Source organism: Enterococcus mediterraneensis (genome assembly GCF_900604485.1).
Taxonomy (GTDB): Bacteria; Bacillota; Bacilli; order Lactobacillales; family Enterococcaceae; genus Enterococcus_C; species Enterococcus_C mediterraneensis.
Genome location: NZ_UWOP01000001.1, coordinates 394,158 through 414,778 on the forward strand (window position 1 = coordinate 394,158; position 20,621 = coordinate 414,778).

General features: G+C 41.3%; 23 protein-coding genes and 1 tRNA gene. 6 read left to right on the plus strand and 18 right to left on the minus strand.

Translation table 11 applies throughout. The features are described 5' to 3' along the window. Window positions 1–51: 51 nt before the first annotated feature. The 14 genes from EFB00_RS01830 to sfsA all read right to left on the minus strand — a co-directional run bounded on the left by EFB00_RS01830 (window position 52) and on the right by sfsA (window position 12,830). Window positions 52–1,173, minus strand: coding sequence for a baeRF6 domain-containing protein (locus EFB00_RS01830; protein WP_122645235.1), 1,122 nt, complete (start codon window positions 1,171–1,173; stop codon window positions 52–54). A gap of 164 nt (window positions 1,174–1,337) precedes the next feature. Then, window positions 1,338–2,267: a DUF7916 family protein gene (locus EFB00_RS01835; RefSeq protein WP_122645236.1), complete on the minus strand. Its 930-nt coding sequence runs from the start codon at window positions 2,265–2,267 to the stop codon at window positions 1,338–1,340. A gap of 73 nt (window positions 2,268–2,340) precedes the next feature. Further along, a tRNA-Arg gene (locus tag EFB00_RS01840) sits at window positions 2,341–2,414 on the minus strand. Between the two features lie 66 nt (window positions 2,415–2,480). Further along, entirely contained in the window at window positions 2,481–3,659 is a 1,179-nt protein-coding gene (locus EFB00_RS01845) for a GNAT family N-acetyltransferase (protein WP_122645237.1), read from the minus strand. A 45-nt stretch (window positions 3,660–3,704) separates the two neighbouring features. Beyond that, window positions 3,705–4,115 carry a DUF3284 domain-containing protein gene (locus EFB00_RS01850; RefSeq protein ID WP_122647017.1) on the minus strand — a complete coding sequence of 137 codons (411 nt, stop codon included), beginning with the start codon at window positions 4,113–4,115 and terminating at the stop codon, window positions 3,705–3,707. 2 nt (window positions 4,116–4,117) lie between these two features. Next, window positions 4,118–4,300 (minus strand): DUF3188 domain-containing protein, encoded by a 183-nt coding sequence (locus tag EFB00_RS01855; protein WP_122645238.1) that lies wholly within the window; start codon window positions 4,298–4,300, stop codon window positions 4,118–4,120. Window positions 4,301–4,322: 22 nt separating this feature from the next. Beyond that, complete coding sequence (locus tag EFB00_RS01860; RefSeq protein ID WP_122645239.1) at window positions 4,323–4,544, minus strand: hypothetical protein; 222 nt, start codon at window positions 4,542–4,544, stop codon at window positions 4,323–4,325. Window positions 4,545–4,664: 120 nt separating this feature from the next. Continuing rightward, window positions 4,665–6,101 (minus strand): PTS sugar transporter subunit IIC, encoded by a 1,437-nt coding sequence (locus EFB00_RS01865; protein WP_122645240.1) that lies wholly within the window; start codon window positions 6,099–6,101, stop codon window positions 4,665–4,667. Window positions 6,102–6,208: 107 nt separating this feature from the next. Further along, window positions 6,209–6,529 carry a PTS lactose/cellobiose transporter subunit IIA gene (locus EFB00_RS01870; RefSeq protein WP_206423454.1) on the minus strand — a complete coding sequence of 107 codons (321 nt, stop codon included), beginning with the start codon at window positions 6,527–6,529 and terminating at the stop codon, window positions 6,209–6,211. A 32-nt stretch (window positions 6,530–6,561) separates the two neighbouring features. After that, window positions 6,562–6,885: a PTS sugar transporter subunit IIB gene (locus tag EFB00_RS01875; RefSeq protein ID WP_122645241.1), complete on the minus strand. Its 324-nt coding sequence runs from the start codon at window positions 6,883–6,885 to the stop codon at window positions 6,562–6,564. Window positions 6,886–7,022: 137 nt separating this feature from the next. Next, window positions 7,023–9,746 (minus strand): sigma-54-dependent transcriptional regulator, encoded by a 2,724-nt coding sequence (locus tag EFB00_RS01880; RefSeq protein ID WP_122645242.1) that lies wholly within the window; start codon window positions 9,744–9,746, stop codon window positions 7,023–7,025. A gap of 61 nt (window positions 9,747–9,807) precedes the next feature. Further along, on the minus strand, window positions 9,808–11,073 hold the full coding sequence (locus EFB00_RS01885) for a DEAD/DEAH box helicase (protein ID WP_122645243.1): 1,266 nt from the start codon (window positions 11,071–11,073) through the stop codon (window positions 9,808–9,810). An 11-nt stretch (window positions 11,074–11,084) separates the two neighbouring features. Beyond that, window positions 11,085–12,089 carry a Gfo/Idh/MocA family protein gene (locus EFB00_RS01890; RefSeq protein WP_122645244.1) on the minus strand — a complete coding sequence of 335 codons (1,005 nt, stop codon included), beginning with the start codon at window positions 12,087–12,089 and terminating at the stop codon, window positions 11,085–11,087. Window positions 12,090–12,104: 15 nt separating this feature from the next. Next, on the minus strand, window positions 12,105–12,830 hold the full coding sequence (sfsA, locus tag EFB00_RS01895) for a DNA/RNA nuclease SfsA (RefSeq protein WP_122645245.1): 726 nt from the start codon (window positions 12,828–12,830) through the stop codon (window positions 12,105–12,107). A gap of 130 nt (window positions 12,831–12,960) precedes the next feature. On the opposite strand from sfsA, the gene EFB00_RS01900 reads away from it, so the two are divergent. The 3 genes from EFB00_RS01900 to EFB00_RS01905 all read left to right on the plus strand — a co-directional run bounded on the left by EFB00_RS01900 (window position 12,961) and on the right by EFB00_RS01905 (window position 15,073). Beyond that, window positions 12,961–13,326, plus strand: coding sequence for a DUF4828 domain-containing protein (locus EFB00_RS01900; protein ID WP_122645246.1), 366 nt, complete (start codon window positions 12,961–12,963; stop codon window positions 13,324–13,326). Between the two features lie 104 nt (window positions 13,327–13,430). After that, complete coding sequence (locus EFB00_RS13395; RefSeq protein ID WP_164709413.1) at window positions 13,431–13,577, plus strand: hypothetical protein; 147 nt, start codon at window positions 13,431–13,433, stop codon at window positions 13,575–13,577. 188 nt (window positions 13,578–13,765) lie between these two features. Beyond that, a complete protein-coding gene (locus tag EFB00_RS01905) occupies window positions 13,766–15,073 on the plus strand; it encodes a serine hydrolase (protein WP_122645247.1) in 1,308 nt (435 codons plus the stop codon). A 42-nt stretch (window positions 15,074–15,115) separates the two neighbouring features. Here EFB00_RS01905 and EFB00_RS01910 read toward each other — a convergent pair whose 3' ends face one another. After that, a complete protein-coding gene (locus EFB00_RS01910) occupies window positions 15,116–15,616 on the minus strand; it encodes a GyrI-like domain-containing protein (RefSeq protein WP_122645248.1) in 501 nt (166 codons plus the stop codon). Window positions 15,617–15,740: 124 nt separating this feature from the next. On the opposite strand from EFB00_RS01910, the gene EFB00_RS01915 reads away from it, so the two are divergent. Further along, complete coding sequence (locus EFB00_RS01915; protein WP_122645249.1) at window positions 15,741–16,943, plus strand: YdcF family protein; 1,203 nt, start codon at window positions 15,741–15,743, stop codon at window positions 16,941–16,943. Between the two features lie 43 nt (window positions 16,944–16,986). Here EFB00_RS01915 and EFB00_RS01920 read toward each other — a convergent pair whose 3' ends face one another. From EFB00_RS01920 to EFB00_RS01930, 3 genes are all read right to left on the minus strand, one after another. Beyond that, on the minus strand, window positions 16,987–17,607 hold the full coding sequence (locus EFB00_RS01920; protein WP_122645250.1) for a YczE/YyaS/YitT family protein: 621 nt from the start codon (window positions 17,605–17,607) through the stop codon (window positions 16,987–16,989). 109 nt (window positions 17,608–17,716) lie between these two features. Further along, window positions 17,717–18,220: an HD domain-containing protein gene (locus EFB00_RS01925; protein ID WP_122645251.1), complete on the minus strand. Its 504-nt coding sequence runs from the start codon at window positions 18,218–18,220 to the stop codon at window positions 17,717–17,719. Window positions 18,221–18,332: 112 nt separating this feature from the next. After that, window positions 18,333–19,100 (minus strand): TrmH family RNA methyltransferase, encoded by a 768-nt coding sequence (locus EFB00_RS01930; protein ID WP_122645252.1) that lies wholly within the window; start codon window positions 19,098–19,100, stop codon window positions 18,333–18,335. A 108-nt stretch (window positions 19,101–19,208) separates the two neighbouring features. On the opposite strand from EFB00_RS01930, the gene EFB00_RS01935 reads away from it, so the two are divergent. Together EFB00_RS01935 and yidC are read left to right on the plus strand one after the other, a co-directional pair. Beyond that, a complete protein-coding gene (locus EFB00_RS01935; protein WP_122645253.1) occupies window positions 19,209–19,487 on the plus strand; it encodes an acylphosphatase in 279 nt (92 codons plus the stop codon). Window positions 19,488–19,595: 108 nt separating this feature from the next. Next, complete coding sequence (gene yidC / locus EFB00_RS01940) at window positions 19,596–20,528, plus strand: membrane protein insertase YidC (RefSeq protein WP_122645254.1); 933 nt, start codon at window positions 19,596–19,598, stop codon at window positions 20,526–20,528. Window positions 20,529–20,621: the final 93 nt, after the last annotated feature.

Genomic DNA, 20,621 nt, shown 5'->3' on the forward strand with positions numbered 1-20,621 from the left:
CAAGCCTGCGGTCAGTTTATTTAAAAGCAGAACTTAAAAACTCGTTTTAAATCAGTAGCGTAAGATCGCTACCAAACTTTTTTGAGCGGGAGCGTCATCTTGATCAAGAACGAATACTTTTCCGCCATTCACTAGAACTTCATCTGCCATCGTATTCAATACTTGTCGATGATCGTATTCTGTATCTGGATCATCACCAAATCCTGGTGCTAGATTAGAAGTCGCGATAAATAGATGGGAAATACGTCCTTCTTTGGCGGCTAATTTTATATCTACTAATTGATCGATAAATTTACGATCCATTAATTTTTGATATTCTGCCACTTCTTTTTTCATTAATTCAGCCGTCAATTGATCAGCACCATTTTTAATATCTTTGATCGTAGATTGGGCTGCTGAACCGGTAACAGCTGGTTCTGCACAATAACAAGGGTTCTTCGCGTATTTTTTGAACATCGCTTGATTTTCAGGTAATGCGTAAAGATAGATCGGATATTCTTCTTCATTGACAAATTCATCTTTCAAGAAATTATCAACAGCTTGGTAGTAATTGACCCAGTCGATCTCCACTTCTTCATCCTTTGTGCTGACACCGTGGAAGGCCACGCCCTCTTTGGAACCATTCCGGCCTCCTTGTGAACTAAAATTAAGGCTGCTATCTGTCAGTTCTTCTCCTAAAGCTGTTGGAACATCAACCGGAGCACCTTCTGGCAAGCTCACTTCTTCAACCATTTTGTTTTCCACAAAATACAGCTTCATCGAATCGCGATTTAGCCCCAGCAAGTAATACGTATAGTTGAACTGAGCGTTTTTGATGATCGCTAATAAGTATGGCAGATCACCAACATAATATTGATCATCGACCGCGATACTTAAACGATGGATGTATGTGTCTTTTTCAGTCAGGATGATCGCTGCGCTTGTAGTGGCACTACGCCAAAAAGATTGATCTGCCAACAGCGCATCAAATTTCTCTTGAAATTTAGACCAATCTTTTTCAGGATATTTTTTATCAAATCGTTTTTTCGCTTCTCGAGCGAAATTTTTCAGTTTGATTTGATCTTTTTCTATGTTTTGATGACCCACGTGGGTGTTCAACATAATGGTGACGAACGGTCCCTCTACATTTTCTGAAGTCAGCTGCGATAATAATTCCTTACCAATTTTTGTCATATAACGATCCCTCCCTGAGTTACTTTAATACTACACTAAAATTTTAACACGCTTACATTTTTCTATAAAGCAAAACGATTTGTAGAAAAATGACTCGTTATTTCAGAAAAGCAAAAAACGTGTTCAAAATTCGCTGGAATACGATCGTTGAACACGTCTTGATGTTATCGATTAATAGAACGGGCCACGCGATTGATCGTATGACGCATACCGCGGATCGCTACGGACATTTCAAAAATATTTTCAGTAGGAGCCAGACCGCCATAACCTGCATCTCCAATATGTTGGATATCGACACCGCACATCTTATTGCGGATCGCCATTTGACGAAGTGTTTCTGGGCGGGCACTTTCTTGACTTGTCCCGATAGCTGACATCGTTAGCAGATTACGCTCTTTTGCAAAACGGACTGCATCTATCAAATCCTGCTCCAAAAAGCCTTGGATCGTTCCAACAGACGGCAGTAACAATACATCAGCACCAGCTGCTGCATAAGCTTCGATCGCTTCTTTTGAAACAACGGGTTCATCAGCACCTGCCGAATGCATTTTCCCAGCGATGATCAAACCGGAAAAGTATTCTTTAGCTGTTTTCACCGCTTTGGCGATTTCTTTATTTGTTACACCTGTCCCTGGATTTCCTGTAAAGCAAATAAAATCCACACCTAGTTCTTCGGCTTTTTGAATCGTTTCTTTTGAAGCCGAACGACCGTTGCTGATTTCGATTTTTTCACTTAACATGTCGGTTGCTTCAGGGATCGGTTCTAAGTTGATCCCGATTGGACGGCCTACTAGTTCTTTAAGGCGAGGGATCGGATTTTCGATTTCTTCTTGATTAAAAGCTGTCTCAAATGTGTGTCCCGGCATGCCGGCGATGAACGGACGATAACAATCGAAGGCGTTCAGCAGCAATAAGTCAGCCCCAAATGCAGCGGCAACTTCAGCATTGGTGATATCTCCTGATTGCGGTTGAGAAGCGACCACATTTTCAGCTAAAAGTACCCGTCCTTCGCTGGCTTTGATCGACTGCTTCAATTCCTGAGCATCCATGAGAGCGACTTCACTGTAACTTGCACTGATCAAACGTTTTACCATTATAGTTCCTCCTTTATGTAGCGACAGGCACAGAAAAAAGCCTTGATAAGACAAGGCTTCGCATCTAATATAACGTCCTTGACTGGAATTGAACCAGCGACCTGTCGCTTAGGAGGCGACTGCTCTATCCTACTGAGCTACAAGGACAAGACACTTTATTTTAGCCTTATCTGTTCTTCGATGCAAGTCACTTTTGTTTACTTTGTGAGATGATCAAAAATAATCTTCTAATATCGGACGTTGTTTCGGCGTGATTTCTTTAACAGCATCGATTGCTTTTGTGTCGCCGTTCAATAATCCATAAAACGCTAACTGATCTGGGGTATGGCTTCCCATCATAAGCTGTGTAAAACGCTGGATAGACAGTGTGATCTTAGGCAATGATGTTTCTGTTGTTTTTGTTACAGTAACATCATTGCCCTGACGGCGCAGTTCATAGACGCCTGTATTCCAGGGTGCGTACACATCTGTTTCAATAACTAAAGCGATATCTTCTTGCAGACGATCAAGAAACGGATAATCTGCTAAAAATGCAGCCACATCCACAACACGTCCCATCATTTCCGGACGAACACTGACTTTTTCTAACGGCGTAGCCGCTAAAAATTGCCGATCAGTCCCATCAAATCCCTCTTCATAAACGATCGTATAGACTGAGCCGTTATGAGAAGCGATCATCCGATTAAGCCCTTGATAAGCACGGCCTGTCAATGAAACCCATTCATAAACAGTCAATTTTCCTTCTTGGATTTGATAAATCAAATACCCTTCTGTTTCCTCCTCGTGCTGATACAAAGCATACGTGTAGTCTTTTCGTAAAGGAAATTTAAATTCCAACCACCAATCTTCTCTGACGACGCCGCCTCGATGATGACGAGGAAGTTTTTGAAAAATCTGTTTGATCGCATCTTTTCCCTGCTCCCATGTCACACGTTTGACTTGTCCTTCTGTTTTTGGACTGTCCGGCCACTGTGCCGCGTTGCTTTCATAGGCAATTCGTTCAAACAGCAGCTCATAGCCATAGCGACGGTAAAAAGGATAAGAAAACGGAGCCAAATAAGATAAAACTGCTCCTCGTTCTTTGCAGTCTTGCAATAGTTGTTTCATGATCCGATCGATCCGCCCTTGACTACGATACTCAGGATAAGAAGCGACAAAGCCGATTCCTGCCATTTTATAAATCTGTCCAAAAAAATCAACGGAAAAAGGTGTTGCCATGACTTGGCTGGCTAATTTTCCTTGTTCATCAAAAGAACCGTAATTCCATGAATTTTTCGTAAGCAATTCAAACCGCTGGATATTACGTTCTGAAAGTTCCCATTGAAATGCGTAAGAAACTAATTGCAGCATTTCTTTCGTATACAGTGTTCCCATTTCTTTGACATCCGTCATAGCTCATTCCTCCAAATAAAAAAGGCGTCAAATGACCCCTTTTTACTATGATTCTTCAATCATTTCCAGCATTTTTTTAAATTGCCGGCGTTTGAAATACATCAACATCGTGCCTAACAGCAAATCATTCAGTTGTTGAAGAATGCCAAAGGATTTCATCGTTTCTGTGTATTCAACTTTACAAGATTTGTCGTCGATTGGATCAATTTGATACCGGGCAACAAACTCATTTCTTGTCGTTGAGGTTTTAAATTGATAGGATTGATTTTCGATGACTTCTTCAATCTTGATCTTCGCACGACTGTTTTTTGAAAATTCCTTGATGTATTCAAAATTTTGCAGTTGTTTTCTTGTTAATGTTTTTCCAGTAGCTTTGCGGACGTCGAACACAACGGAATCCATCACTTTATCATAAAAGTTGCTTGCAGGAATATTAAGCGTCTTAACGATTTTCACGATCATTTACCCCCATTTTGCTGTTCCGATTTCTTCTTGCCTTTGAAAAACAACCAGCCGCCAAGCGCGACAAGCGCGACTCCTGTCGTTAGGCTGTAGACATCCAACTGCATGTTACCTGGCTTCATACTGAATAAAATAATCAAAAAACCGATACTGCATAAAAATAATCCATTTTTTTCCATCTTCGATCATCCTATCTATTGTTTAAACTGCTACTGCTTGGAAAAACAATACAGTGCCCCAAGGTTGCGCTTTGATCAATTCTTTTGCTTTTTTAGCAGCTGCCTCTGGATCTTCTGCGGTAGTTTCAAAAAATAATTTGATTCCTTGTTTTTCCTTAAATGTAAATGAGATCCCGTCTTCGTTGTATCCTTCTAAAAGTTCTTTGATTGCGTCTTGTTGCATAGCGCTTGCAATACTGATCATTTGTTTTTCCTCCTCTGTTATTCTATATAATATCTACCTTCATTGTACTATTTAGTTCTTGAAAAAAGCAAGGACTGCTCCCACCTCTTTGGAAGCGACAGCAGTCCTTGTAATGACCGATTATTCGCCGGCAGCTGGATCGATCTTGTTAGCAGAGATAACGAATGGTGCCCAGATAAAGAAGGTAACCACCATACATACCAATGTAACGATCGGTGCCCGCCAGTCAGCTCCTGTTGCCAAGAAGGACAACAGCATTGGTGGAACAACCCAAGCAACTTGTTGCGAAACTGGTGATACTAAACCAAGGTAAGTAGCAACCCAACCGATTGTTGTTGCAACAACTGGTGCCACTAAGAATGGGATAAACATGATCGCATTCAATACGATTGGTAAACCGAACATAGCAGGTTCATTGATATTGAACAAACCAGGTCCAATTGACAGTTTTGCAACAGTCAAGTAGTCTGCACGTTTTGAGAATAGCAAGATTGCGATCAGTAATGTGATCGTACCGCCTGATCCACCAAACCATGCGAAAGCATCAAATGATCCACGTACCCACATGTAAGCTTTTCCGTCTTGAATCGCATCTAAGACAGCGTCTGTACCTGTTTTACCGTTATAACCTTTTTGGAAAATGTCGATATTAACTAATTGTGCTTGGCCCCAAATACCTTCCAATACTGGTGCCAATACGTTTGGTCCATGGATACCAAAGAACCAGAACAATTGCACAAATACTGTAACGATCAAGACAGCACCGATACCTTGTGATAAGCCCAAGAACGGCTCAGCAATGTATTTTTGTACCAAGTCAATGATCAATTGTCCATCAGTCAATTTGCCAACGACAAAGTTGATAATAGCAACTACATATAATGCCACTGTTGCAGGAATGATTGCTGCAAAGGCTTTTGATACTGCTGGAGGTACTGAATCAGGCATTTTGATCGTGATATCAGCCAACATCAATTTACAGAAAATAATAACTGAAAGTGCACCCATAATCATGATAGTGAAGTAAGCGTTGGCATTTAAGTGATTCAGATTCAACCAGCCCCAACCTGTTGCTGTTAATCCGTCAGCAGTAGCAGACCAACCAGAATCTGCGCTGCCTGCATTGATTGTATCAACAACATCTTGCGGTACAGCAGTAGACAATGTGTTGGTGTAAGAGAAAGCGATTCCTTGCACTAATGTTGCCAAACTAACGATACCACCGGCTAAATCATTAACGCCGTAAGCACGTGCCAAATTGTAACCCCAAGAAAACGCGAATACCAAACCGGCGATCGCTAATGTACCATTCCAAACAAACCCATTGACTCCAATGATTTCGCGAATCACAGGAATCGAATTGCCATCATAGCTTGGCCAAAATTGTGGTGGCAAATCACGAATAATTGCATTGATCATTACGGCGACCGAACCGGCCATTGTTGCTGGCATTGTTCCAATAAATGCATCACGCAGCGCTACTAAGTGCTTTTGGGCACCAATTTTAGCGGCTACTGGAAGGATGTGTTTTTCCATCCAACTTGTTAATCCGTTCATTTTATTTCCTCCTATAAGTCCTATTTATATAAAGAAAAATCTTCTTCATATCCTTTTTCAAAGAACCGTTCAAAACTATCCGTTCAAAGAGAATTTTGTGTGGTGTATTACTCCGCGTCTATACGACGATAAAGATCAATGATCTCTTTTGCAAGATCAGTGAATGCGATCGATGTCATCAAATGATCTTGACTGTGAACCGTCAACAACGTTACAGTGACATGATTGCCTTGTGCTTCTTGTGTCAGCATGTTTGTTTGAGCATGATGGGCTTCTACTAATGAAGCTTCCGCATCAGCGATTTTTTGATCAGCTAGTTCAAAGTCGCCTTGTTTAGCTGCTTGAATCGCTTCCATTGCATCGCTCTTTGCATTTCCTCCATACATGATCAAACCCATGATTGCTTCTAAGTTTTGTTGTTCCTCCACTTAACTTTCCTCCAAACTAAAATCCCTTTTTCTTATTTCTCACCCATAAGGTTTTCGGCTTGTGCCAACACTTTTTCGCCATTCATCATGCCGTAGTCTGCCATGTTGATAACATCCAAAGGAATTCCTTTTGGTGCAAGTTTTTGTTCAAATTGCGCTTTCATGAAACGTACTTGTGGGCCTAACAATAGAACATCCACATTTTTTGTTTCCAAGTTATTATCTGCGTCAGACGCGGATACTGCAAAAATATCTGCATCCATTCCTTTTTCTTCCGCAGCTTTTTGCATTTTGGTCACAAGTAAACTAGTACTCATTCCTGCAGAACAAACCAACATAATCGTTTTCTTTGCCATTTTTGTTCACCTCTTTGATTTTTTTTATTTACACTTAACTATAATGCAATAAGCGTGCCAAAATAAAAAAAGAGCAAAACACTGTAAATGACAGCGTTTTACTCTTTTTTATTTTTACACACTTACCGTTCATATCATTACACACTAAATTTGTGTGTAATATCGTAAGCGCTTTTGATTTTATTTTCTAAGAACATCTGTGTAATAAATGCAATCTCGTCTTCAGAGATTTTTATTTGATATTCTTTTTCCAAAGACATCAACGCCGTCCGCACCGTGTCGTTTTCCAAACGATATTTCTTCTGAAATTCCGGCAATCCATCAAAGATTCTGGTTGGTTCTCCTTTTAACAATTCTTCGATCAGAAATGCCAAATGCATGATAACACCAGCATCTACGCTTGGCTCTACTACCAGATGCAGTTGACCTTGAATCTGATGAACGATCTGCTGCAACAGTCTAATAGTTTGAGTGAGGGACGGGATATGAGTCAATGTGCCGGCTAATGTTTGAACGATTTTTTCGATCGGTATCTCTTCGCTGACGATCCGTTTCAACACATTCAAGCGCTCATCGTCAAAAACTTCATAAGCCGAAAAGAATGGGATATTCTGATAATCAACTTCAACGGTACCGGCGATCGCCTTGATTTCATATTCTTGCAACAATGAATCGATGTGCTTGATAAATGCTTCTCTTTCAATAAACTGCATTTGGATAATCTCGACTTTTGATTGGTCCACTACTGGCGCGATTCGCTGATACAGTTTTGCAGCGACCCCTTCACCAGTAAAGCAAGTAACCACCACTGCTTTTTTGATATCTTTTTGCCCATGGTTTTCTTTGAATTGATCACGAATGATGTTTTCAAAAGAAAGTTGGATATTTTGATAAATATCTTCCAAGCTGCGTCCATTGGCAGCCATCCGCAGTGCTTCGATCACTACCATCGTACTGGTCATGGAGATAGCTTTCGTACGGACACCCGTCTCTTCGAATACCAGATTCGCAAAAGAATTCAATGACCCCATATCCGTCAGCAGTAAAACACCGTTTGATAAGCGTTCCTTGTTTTGTGAGACATGGGCCAAAAGTTTTTCATACATCGTTTGGACTTCCATATCCAATCGCATATTCATGGCGATCCCGATCGTTGTTCCCAAAAGATCCTGTGCTGTGCTCAGCATGCTGGATGCCGTGGCAGTCCCGTGCATCAACACGATGACTTCCACGAGGTTTTCCGGAACTTTTTCGCTGTTGCTTACTTGGATGGAAAGAAACATACTGATAAAGCCGATCTCATCAAAAGGAATCTCGATCGCCCATTCTTCTTCGATAATGCTGGACAGATCCAAAGCGATTTGAAATTCTCGTTTTAAATTCTTACGGATCGTGTTCAGATCCGGGTGGATAATGGTATGTCCTTCTTTTAGTCGTTCGATAGTACTTTGCAGATGCAAGGCAAACGCAAAGCGTGCTTTTTCATTGTAGCAACGCTCCAGCTTTTCCTCAGCAATGTCATAGAGGCGATTGGTCAATTTCCAAATCTTATCTGGCAAAAGTTCTTTGTGAACGGTATTTTGTGTTAATTCTTCTACGTAAGTCTCAAAATAGGCATCGACATCTCGGGAAATCAAGTTTTCCAAGTCAACGCTGGCGACACCGGTCTCACTGAGCGTAGTTACTTTTTCTTCAATATCATTGTAGACCTGCATATTTCGTTCTGGATCCTGTGACCAGACAACTTCCGCTTCACCAGGATCAAAACTCAGATAATCTCCTTTACCTTCCAAAAAGCTTTCTAAGCGATCAGAGAGATCACGCATCTTCAATAGTCCTTTTTGAACCTGTAAAGAGCAGTCCTGTTTATGGATCAGCAGACTTTTTTCGTTGTGAGTACGATAATGCAAAAAGGCTTTGGCACAAACCAGCTTCAAATCTCTTTTGACTTGCCCGATATTGCCTTCTGCATCATAAAGCATAAATGCGATGATGGCTTCTTTTTCAACTTCGATCCGTTGATTCAGGCGATTGGCTTCTTGCTTGATAAATAAAGTAATGATCTCATACCGCTCATCCAACGAACGGCCGGCCAAACTAGGTAGAGTGATCGACATTGGGATCCGGCGATTGAATGTCGTCAAAAATGTTTCCGACGATTCGGTGGTAGCGCCAATGATCTGAACGGAAGCCTCATACGTTTTTGCGCTCTCTCCTAATGGACGATAAATGCCTTTATCGATAAAAGTGAAAAGCATCTCCTGCCCTTCCGGAGGCAGCCGATGGATCTCATCCAAAAATAAGATCCCTCCATCAGCTTTTGCTAATAATCCAGGAGTATCTTCAGCGGCTCCAGTATAAGCACCTTTTTTGATACCGAAAATATGTCCGAACAGTAATTGCGGATTTTGCGCGTAATCCGCACAGTTAAAAGAAACAAATGGAGCATCTCGTTTGACCACACGTGATTTTACCGCAAAATGATACATACACTCGGCAAAGAGTGATTTCCCAGTACCGGTTTCACCGAAAATAATAGTATGCAATCCTCGCGGCGGATACAAGATCGCAGCTTTTGCCTGCTGGATCGTCATTTTTAATGATCCGTTTTCTCCCACCAGATTATCAAATGTAACTTCCGAAGAAGTATCCACGTGCACTTTTTCTTCCGAATCACCCAAAATCTCGTAAACGACTGGACGTCCCGCCTTTTTGATGATCCGTCCTTCTTTGGCTAACTCATTCAAGTAGCGGCTGGCATTCGTCCGGTCGATGTTCAAAATCTCTGCGATCTGTAAGGCTGTGGTCCCTTGCTGGCGCATTTCCAATGTATGTAAGATTTCTTCTTTTCGAGAGTTCATACGGGCCTCCTTCAATCGAATAACAGTTATTCAGCATATCAATGGTAACATAAAAAGGCGCTTATTTGCGCCTTTTTCCTTTGTCTTTTTGAGATTTTCTTTTTCTGTTTGGCTTTTTCTTTTCTTTGCCAACCACTGTTTTCTTGATTTTTTCTGTCGGCTTAGACGGCTTGCGTATTTTTCTCTCAGTCTCTTCTGAAACATGGATCGGCGGCTCTGTTTGCAGACTCCCGCCATGCAAGAAAATTTCTTGGATTTGAATATCCAGCTCTTTTGCCAAACGTTGCAGATCCCGCAACTGATTGTCTTGAATGATCGTAATGACTGTGCCTGCTTTACCCATCCGTCCAACTCGTCCAGCGCGATGTAAATAGCTTTCTTTTGTCAGGGGTACATCCGCGTTCACTACAAAAGGCAGATTGGGGATATCTAATCCTCTGGCCGCTACATCGGTCGTCAACAGTTCCACTGCTTGCCCGCTCCGGAAAGAATCCAATGCCAATTTACGCATTTGTTTGGATTGGTCCGAGGCTAATGAAGCTACCGATAACCCATGATAAAGCAGTTTTTCTTCCGCATTGCCCATCTCAGATAGTTGGTTGAAAAAGACCAGTCCCTGAAAATCAGTAAGATGCGCCATTCGCCGCAAAGCATCGACTTTTTTTCGGCTTGGATAACGCAAGTAAAAATGACTGATGATTCCTTTGCTGTCATCTTCTTTGGTGACATCGACAGTCAATAATTCCTGCTGGCTGAGTTGAGCGATCTCCTTAACGGCCTCATCCGCTGTGGCAGAAAAGAACGTCAACTGGGTATCTTTTTGCAACTGTCCAACAACATCCGCTACTAGTTCACCACTGCCTTTTTGCAGCAATTGATCCGCTTCATCCAAGACTACCGCAGAAAGCAGATGACTTTTCAGCTTGCGAAGTTTCATCAATTCCAAGATTCTGCCTGGTGTTCCCACCAAGACTTCGGGTTTGTCCTTTAACTTTTCAATCTGACGTTTCACATTGGCACCGCCGATCAACGCTTGCACTTGCAGATTAAGATCTTTTCCCCATACTCTTGCTACCTCAGTTACTTGCAACGCCAGTTCTTGAGAGGAAGTAAGCACCAGCAATTGATTGCCTGCTCCTTTTTCCACATTCAATAGAAGCGGCAGCAAATACGCCAATGTTTTTCCTGATCCTGTAGGTGAGATGCCCATGATATTTTTCTTCTCCAACAGCGGTTCAAATACTGCTTCTTGAATCTTTGTCGGTTTTTGGAATTCTTGTTCCAGCCAGCGCTGTTGCCAACATTCCGGCAATTTCGTTCTATCCATTTTTTAACATCCTAGTCTTTTTTGTCTGCATCAAATACGATTCCGGCATCTTGCCGCAAGTGGTAAATGACTTTGTTGACATTTCTTGAGAGTTCAACCCATTCTTGATATATATCGCCTAATTTTGGATCAGTCGGATTCTCGATTACTTTAGCAAAATCAGCCGCTTCTTCTACCATCGGATTTTCTTTGGCTGTAATCTCTAATTTTTTGATTTCTTTCTGTTCGCGATCATGAAATGCTGCTTTATCAAAAGCATTGATCCCGTTCATCACCAATGTGCCGTTATCCAGATAAATCTCTGACGGCAAGAAAGAATCCGCGTTCTTGCCTTGTTGGATGGTCACATCAAATCCATCATACCGCAAAACGATCGTACCGATGCCATCGACTTCTGTCGCGATCTTCCGGGCGAAATAGTGCATTGATTCCGGCATACCAAACCATCCCAGTGCGGCATAAAGCGGATAGATTCCCAGATCCATCAATGCTCCGCCGGAAAAATGCGGCGAGAAGATGTTTGGTTCTTTTCCTGCCAACACAGCATCGTAGCGGGAAGAATATTTCATATACGTAAAGTTCGCGCCGATGATCCGATCTTTGACCGGTAAAAAATCAGCAATCTTGCGATAACTTTCTTCATGGATATTACGTGCCGCTTCAAAAAAGAAAACTCTTTTTTCATTGGCAAGTTCGATGATCTCATCCATTTCAGTCGGCGTAGAAAAAGCCGGTTTTTCGACAATGACATTTTTGCCGGCTAAGATTGCTTGTTTTGCTTGTTCATAATGCAAAGAGTTTGGCGAGGCGATATAAACAGTATCCATATGTGCCAAACCAAAAAACGTATCCAAATCTATTGCATATTCCACGTCGCCGTAACGTTCACCAAATTCTTGTGCCGTTTCTAATCTCCGTGAATACACAGCAACTAACCGGTATTTCTTTGTTTCATGAGCAGCTTCCACGAATTGATGGGTAATCCATCCAGTACCGATAATCCCTAAATGAATCATATTTTTCTCCCTCACTTAATTTGGATCGATGAAAGCATAATCTAAAACAAAAGGAATAGATTGTTTCACCGTCACAGTATTTGATCGTACACTGCAATTATACGCTAAAACTTGAACGCCGTCTTCTATAGCTTGCGCAAATTCATCCCGCAGATCATTTTGCATTGCAGTATGGATCGTCGCAAGTTGGACTTGTTCAAATTGAATGATGAATAAAAGGTAACTATGGTAGCCTTCTTTAAGAGCGGCTCTCAACTCATGGACATGCTTTTTGCCCCGAATAGTCGGTGCATCGGGGAATGCGCCGATCTGTTCATTTTCTAACGTCATCCCTTTTACTTCAATAAACGCTTTCTCGCCTGTGCTGGTCATCAACGCCAGATCAAATTTGGAGTTTCCGTAGCGGACCTCACGCGTGATCGTCGCAATCTCACCTGATAATCCCGGCAAATGGATCGTTCCGTCCAACAAACCGTCATAAGCCAAGCGATTAGGCAGCTGGCTGTCAATATTGATCCATTGCTTAAATTTTTTGACGGCGATCAAATCATAACTGGTTTTTCGCTTCGGTGAAGGACAATACTGCAATGCCACTACCGCTCCGGGAATAAAAACTTCTTTGCCGCGTCCGGTATTTTTCACATGGGCAATAATCACTTCACCAGATTCCAATTCACAGTGGGCAATAAACCGATGTTTTCGTTCAATGAATGTTGCTAAAATAACGTCTTGATATTCCATAAACTCACCTGCCACTTGCATCCTACCACAAATCTTATGTTTTTCTCAAATTAGACCTTAAGACCGATGTTTTTTTAACTTTTCCATGCTATAGTTTCTTTAAATAGTCCTATGGAACGGATGTGAAATGATGAAAAAATACTTTCCTCTTGTCCTTGGCGCCTCATTGATCACCGGAGTCGCGGGTCTGGTATTACGTAAAAAGAAGACTGCTTGTTCGGATAATTTCCAACAGTTCATTGGAACTTGGCAATATCAAAAGACGCCGGTCAGTAAACCGATCACGGTCACCATCACTGATGACTACCAGCTATATCTCCAAGATCAGCCGGAAACCACAATACTGGTAGAACTGACACCCAGTCGTTTAGTACTGCTGGACGGGTTAGGATACCACATTATTATTGAAGAAAAAGACGGTCAACTGCATTTTTATGACGAAACAGAAGACCAGTCATTTGTACTTATTCCTAAAATTCAAAAAGAATCACCATAACGGAGTTTATTTAATAGTGAAAACGATAAAAACTTGTTATACTGAACATGTAGGTAATAGTGAATATCAGAAGATAAATAACTAATAGAAAGAAGGTCATGTATATGTTTGCACCCTTAGCAACGCTTTTGACGATTTTTAGTTTGATGGCCTTATTAGGCAGTTCATTAGTAGCTGTCTACAAATATGTGCAGGAAGATCAGCAAATGGAAAAAGTACCAGTTCGCATCGAAGATCATCATCGCCGTTAATAATGTCACCCATCATAAGACCGTAAAAACAGTTAAGTTAGACTTCCTTCACCGGAGCTGACACCTGTTTTTGCGGTCTTTTTTTCAGCATTTTTATTAAATCTGTGTTTTATTTTCTTCTGATATTGAAACTCGCGACTGTCTTTGCTAAACTTTTATCTTAGATTGTACTATAAAAGGAGATTGACATGTCAAAAAAATTTCATAGACTCTTTGCGCTAGTTTTCAGCGTAATCATCGCCGCAGGATTCTGGGCGCCGTTAGAAAGCAATGCCGCTGAATCAGATTTTCATGTGGACGCAAAAGCCGCTATTTCAGTTGATGCGAAAACCGGAAAGATCCTCTACGATCAAGAGGGAGATACACCGATGGGGATCGCCTCAGTGACGAAGATCATTGGTCTTTATCTGGTAGAAGAACAAGTAAAAGAAGGAAAACTGGCATGGGGGGATACGGTCGCTATCTCAGATTATGCTGAAGAGTTGAGCACGAAACCTGACTTATCGAATGTTCCTTTACATAAAGAAAATCAATACACAGTAAAAGAACTCTTTGATTCCGCTGTGATCCAATCGGCGAATGCTTCCATCGTGGCCTTGGCTGAAAAGATCGCCGGCAGCGAACCAAAATTCGTGGATATGATGCAAGCCAAACTAAAAAGCTGGGGTATTACAGATGCAACGCTGGTAAATGCTTCTGGATTGAACAATAGTTATCTAGGCGATCACGTCTATCCCGGTTCTAGTACAGATGCTGAAAATAAAATGTCAGCGAAAGATGTAGCCATAGTAGCACGTCACTTGATTACAGATTATCCGGACTTTTTAGAAGTTTCTAAAATCACTACTAAGATGTTTGGGGAAAATACTCAGTCACCGGTAGAAATGGTGAACTGGAACTGGATGCTTCCTGGATTCATCAATGCCAAAGAAGGCGTTGACGGATTGAAAACTGGGACAACAGAACTGGCCGGCGCCTGCTTTGTAGGAACGATGGAAAAAGACGGTCAGCGAATCATCACCGTTGTTTTGAATGTCGCAGGACATGCAGAAAATCCTAGTGTACGTTTTATCGAAACCGGAAAATTGATGGACTATTCATTTGATAATTGGAAACAAGAAACCATCAAGACTGATAATACAAGAATCCCTGATCACAAAACAGTTAAAGTCGCTGATGGAAAAGATTTGACAGCGGCAATCGTTTTGAAAGATTCTGTAAATGTTTGGGTCCGCAGCGATATGGACCTTGCAGATACGATCATCACACCAAAATTTGACAAAAAAATCGTCACTGACGGTTCTGTCGAGGCGCCTGTTGACAAAGGAGAAACCATTGGATCTGCTACTATTCGCTTAGCAGACGATGATTTAGGTTATCTGGACGATTCTAACCCAGCCACAGCCAAGATCGTTGTGAATGAAAAAGTCGAGAAGGCTAATATTTTTGTATTAGCTGGACGAAAAATCGCCGGATTCTTTTCAAATCTTTTTTAATACTAGGAAAAAGAGGAGCTCGCTATTGGCAGCTCCCCTTTTTTATTCTGTTATTGGCGAAAAATCATAAGTGACTGGAAAATACAGCTCTACCTCGCCTTTTTCAAATTCTGGCAAGTAATGTTCTTGGATAGCGGCAGCAAGTACCGCATTTTCATTTGGCAAAATCTGGCTCAGCATTTCTTCTGTCATCATATCCAGATTTTCTGAATTGGTTTTGACCACCAGATAATCCATCGCCGGCATTTCCCAACGCCGCCAGTCTTCCGGTGCTTTTGTATCTTTGGGAACTTCGACACCGGCTAAATATCTCCCCACTTCACCCCAAGGCTCCAGCCATGTCTTCTCATCACTCATCAGCCCCCAAAGATGGACTTCCTCTGATCCTTCAGCAGCCAATTCGACGATCTCAGTCGAATGTTTCGTGAATTTTTCCCATAATGGCGGTACCCACGAAGCACCTTCTTGTGAAAGTCCCTTGCCTTCTTTGCCGATCACAGCAAATCCCGGCAAACTTACACGACGTACCTCACCGATTTCCATGTCCTTTTCCTCCTTATCGTTTCTTCCATTGTAGCGGAAAAACCTTTTTTTCGACAAACAATAGCTATTTGCAAGCATTTTTCTTTCCAATTCGTTATACTAACAATTGTTAGGAGTTGAAAGAATGAATTTTATCGAAGCACTTATTTTTTTTGTCATCCTTATTGGCGGAAATTGGCTGATGGTACTCTGGCGGAAAAGAAAAGATGATCCGGATACTTTCTTTTTCTGTTGTGTGTGGTCATTTTTCTGTTTGTTCCTTTATTTAGGCGTCATTGAGTATCAAACCGGAAGTTTCTTTATCATCGTCCCATTGATTTTCTTGAGTTTCTTTTTGTTTTCTTATTTCAAAGACAAACGCAGACTGATCAATGGTTGGCTGTTCAACATTTTTCTGCTTTCTTTTGGGGGCTATCTGCTATTCAATCTTTTCCAGACCCAAAATATTCTAGTAGGCGGCCTGTTTGCGGTGATCGCAGTTGCATTTTTGTTGGTATCGATCTTTGGCATCTATGCCCTGCTTATCTTCCTTTATTGGAACGCTATCGTCGTTATGAAAAAAGAAGCCCATTCTCTGGCTAATTTGCTGACGTTGGTAGCTGCTATCGGACTAACGCTGCTTTTACTTTTCAACTGGTTCGTGGTTGAAACACTTCCGGATTGGTTGGCTGTTCTGTTTGCCTATCTGCCATTTGTAGGTACTTACTTTTTTATCGTCTTCTACAACTTTTTGACGATCTCATTTTTATATCAATTCAATCACCCGCGATACAATCAAGACTATATCATCGTTTTAGGTGCTGGTTTGATCAATGGCGAACGCGTTTCCCCTTTATTGGCTCAAAGAATCGACAAAGCGATCGACTTTTATCGTCTGCAAATCGCCGCAAAAGGAAAAGCACCAAAACTGCTGATGTCAGGCGGACAAGGGCTGGATGAAAAAATATCAGAAGCGGCGGCGATGAAAAATTATGCTGTTTCTCAAGGTATTCCGGAAGATGATATTTTACTTGAAACAAATTCCACTACAACTTTTGAAAATATGAAATTTTCCAAAGAAATCATGGATAAACTTACTCCCAATGGTTACAAAGTGATCTTTTCTTCGAATAATTATCATATCTTCCGAGCTGGCATCTATGCCCGGATGGCAGCTTTGAACGCTGATGGGATCGGAGCGCCTACTGCTTTTTATTATTTGCCAAATGCGTTTTTACGGGAATACATCGCCATCATCATGATGAACAAACGCCGCCACTTATTGGTAGCTGGTACTATTGCTTTGCTGTTCCTTTTATTGATGATTTTGACATTGTTCGTCAAATAAAAAAACTCAACTCCGCTTTTATTAGCGGAGTTGAGTTTTTTGTTTAAAATCTTAAAAATTTGAACCGTTTCGGCAATCTCTGTAAAAAGAAATCCAGTATCGGACCTAATAAAAACAGAACAAAGACGGTGCCGATCCCAACGGTACCTCCTAATAAGAAACCAACGATCATAAAAAATCCGTCCAGCAGTATACGAGCAGTATGGATCGATAGACGGAATTGATTTCTGACTAGCATCATCAAACATTCATAAGCCCCTGAACCGGTCTGTGTCAAAAGATACAACGCCGTACCAAAAGCAAAAAGCACAGTTCCTAAAATAATAGCCAAAAAATGAGTGCCCTTAGGCAATGTAGTGAAACCAGACCATTCCAAAATATTTAGGAAAATCCCGATCCCAAAACTGTTGATGATACTGCCGATACCGATCATCTGTCTTTCTCGGAAAAAAACAACGATCAAAACCAGAATATTGATGCTCAAACTGATCGTACCGAATTGAAACGGCAGATATTTGATGATCCCAAGTATAAACGTGCTTAATGCATCCGCGCCTAACTGACTTAAAACGATCAGATGTATGCCCAGCGCAACTAAAAAAGTCCCAACAAGGGCCAAAATGACACGATCTTTTAACCGATCGTGGATAGTTAAATTTTTCATACGATCCTCGAGTTTTCTGAATGATAAAATAATTGTCTACTTTTTAAAAATAGCGGGACTAGAACAAAAGCAGTGTTTTGCTTTGTTCCAGTTCCGTTATTAAGTCTGTTTATACAGATTGTTTCTTCGGAAACCAATGACGCCATTTTAGACGCAGGCTTTGTGAATAGGGTTCTGACGCTTCTTTGATGGCGCAATATTTGTCCACTAAAGTCACAATATAACTTTCTTTGTAACGGGGCGGCGCGATCGTTGCTCCCCACATATGTTTTAAGATAATGTCGCGTTCTAAATCAGATAGCTCAGTGATTTTTTCGGCGTTTTTGACTGCAATCCTCGGATGCATGTAAGCATGGGAACCTTCGTCAAATTTCGTTGTCCGCCAGTCGTAATAGAACAGGTCATGCAAAAGTCCCGCGCGAGCAGTCGCACGTGCATTTCCGCCCCATTTTTTTACCAATTTATAGCTATTATAAGAAACACTCAAACAATGATCCAAACGCGTAGAATGTAAATGATGTGTAAATTTTTCTAGTTTTTTTACTTCTTCAGTTTCTAAGAGATCTTGAATATAAGACACATATTCTGCATCGTCTTGCCATTTTTCTGTCATGTGTCGTACTAGCCACCTTTTAAAGATACTTTTGGAACTTGAAGAAAGTATATCATCGTCTTTTGAAATAATCTATATTTTTTTGAATGCGCTTGTAAAATTTTATCATTACTTAAATATTGTCTGATACGAAATGGTACATCAATATACCGGCGGCGATCCCTACATTCAGTGATTCTGCTTGGCCATAAATCGGGATATAAAGGTTTTGGTCTGTCATTTCCAACAGTTCTGAGCGTACGCCCTGCCCTTCGTTTCCAAGGATCAGTGCGACTTTTTTACCGGGCGCGGCTTGACGGTAATCAATGGCATCTTTGTTCAATTCCGTTCCATAAACAGGGATTTGTTTTTCTTTAAAGATCGTGACAGCCTCTGTTAAATCCATAGAAATGATGGGTAGATGAAAATTACTGCCCTGCATACTCCGCAATACTTTTGTGCTGTAAATATCGGCAGTCCCTTTTCCTAGAACCACTCCAGTAAATCCTGCCGCGTCTGCTGTGCGGACCATCGTTCCCACATTTCCGGGATCTTGGACATTATCCAGTAAAAGCCAAGCTCCATCCAGATCAACTGTCAAGGAATGTTTTTTAACTACCGCGATGATTCCTTGCGGTGTCGGCAGTTCTGACAATGACTGCAAAACATCTTCTGAAACATCATACTGCTGGATCTCGGTGTGCTTTTCCAGCCACTGATGCCATTCTCTTTTGCCTCTTTCATCCACAAAAACCATTTCGATCTCTTGGGTTTTAGCCGCTTCTTCGATCAAATGGAATCCTTCGATCAAATAACGCTCCTGCTGATCTCTATATTTTTTTTGATGGAGCTTTTTTAATTGTTTGATCAATTCATTTTTTACAGAACGGATTTCTTTCATCCTTTTCACCTCAATTTATTATACCATGATTTTAGATACGCTCTACTTGTTGAAAAAATTAAAAAACGCTATCATTAAGATAAATAGACAGAAAAGGCGGGAAGAATTATGCGCAAAATCCGAATGAATGTTCAAGGTACTGTCCAAGGTGTAGGTTTCCGTTATACTACAAAAATGTTGGCGGATCGATTAGGTGTCACCGGAGCAGTCTGGAATGAAGCAGACGGTTCTGTGGGAATTGAAGCGGTGGGTGAGGAAGAAATCATCGATACGTTTATCAGTGAGATTAAAGACTCCCCTTCACCAGCCGGACGCGTGACTTACACAGATATCCACGATGATCCGATGATCAAAGATTACAAGAAATTTGAAGTCCGGTATCGTTGAACGAAACTGTTTTGCAACTATTGAATTTTTTGTGAACTACATTGAAATCACTTCCTTTTTTTAGTATAGTTAAGCTTGTGTAAATTTATTATGAAGAGGAAGAATTAAATGACAAAAATGAAAAACTGGCTGGTTGGTTCCGGCTTGATTGCTTTGCTGCTGACCCTTTCCGGCTGTGTCAGCATTGATAAAAACGGGAATCCCGATACATCAGGCATTGTCTATCGCATACTTGTAGAACCACTCAGCAATTTTATCCAATATCTAGTGAACAATTTCAACTGGTCCTATGGTTGGGCGATCATTATCGTAACGATCATCGTCCGCGTGATCATTTTGCCGTTAGGTATCCACCAAGCCAAGCAAACAATGGTTCAATCAGAAAAAATGCAATTCATCAAACCGCAAGTTACAGCGGCACAACAAAAATTAAAAGAAGCAACCACTCGTGAAGAACAAATGGCTGCTCAAATGGAAATGCAGGCTGTTTATAAAGAAAATGGTGTCAGCATGACTGGCGGTATCGGCTGTCTGCCGCTGCTGATCCAAATGCCGATCTTCTCTGCTCTTTATTACACGGCTCGTTACACTGAAGGTATTCGCGAATCTGTTTTCTACGGTATCAATCTTGGCGAAGCAAGTCTTGTTTTAGTAGCGATCGCTGGTCTTTCTTATTTGATCCAAGGGTATATCTCACAAATCGGTGTACCTGAAGAGCAAAAGAAAACGATGCGGACAATGCTGATCGTTTCTCCATTGATGATCGTCTTCATGTCCTTCGGAGCGCCAGCCGGTGTGACGCTTTACTGGGTAGTCGGCGGTGTGTTCAGTTGTATCCAAACTTACATCACGAATGTTATCATGAAACCAAAAATCCGGGCGCAGATCGAAGAAGAAATGAAAGCCAACCCACCAAAAACAGTTGTAACGCCACCTAAAAAAGACGTTACGCCTAAAGAAACACCAAAAAACACTATGAACCTGAATCAGCCAAAACGGACTGGTCAAGGACGTAATGCGAACAAACAACAAAAAAGATAATAGATCAATTATTTAACATAACTCAACGCCCTCCAAAAGTCGGTTTAAAACTTGGCTTTTGAAGGGCGTTTTTCATCTATATGTTTATTTGTT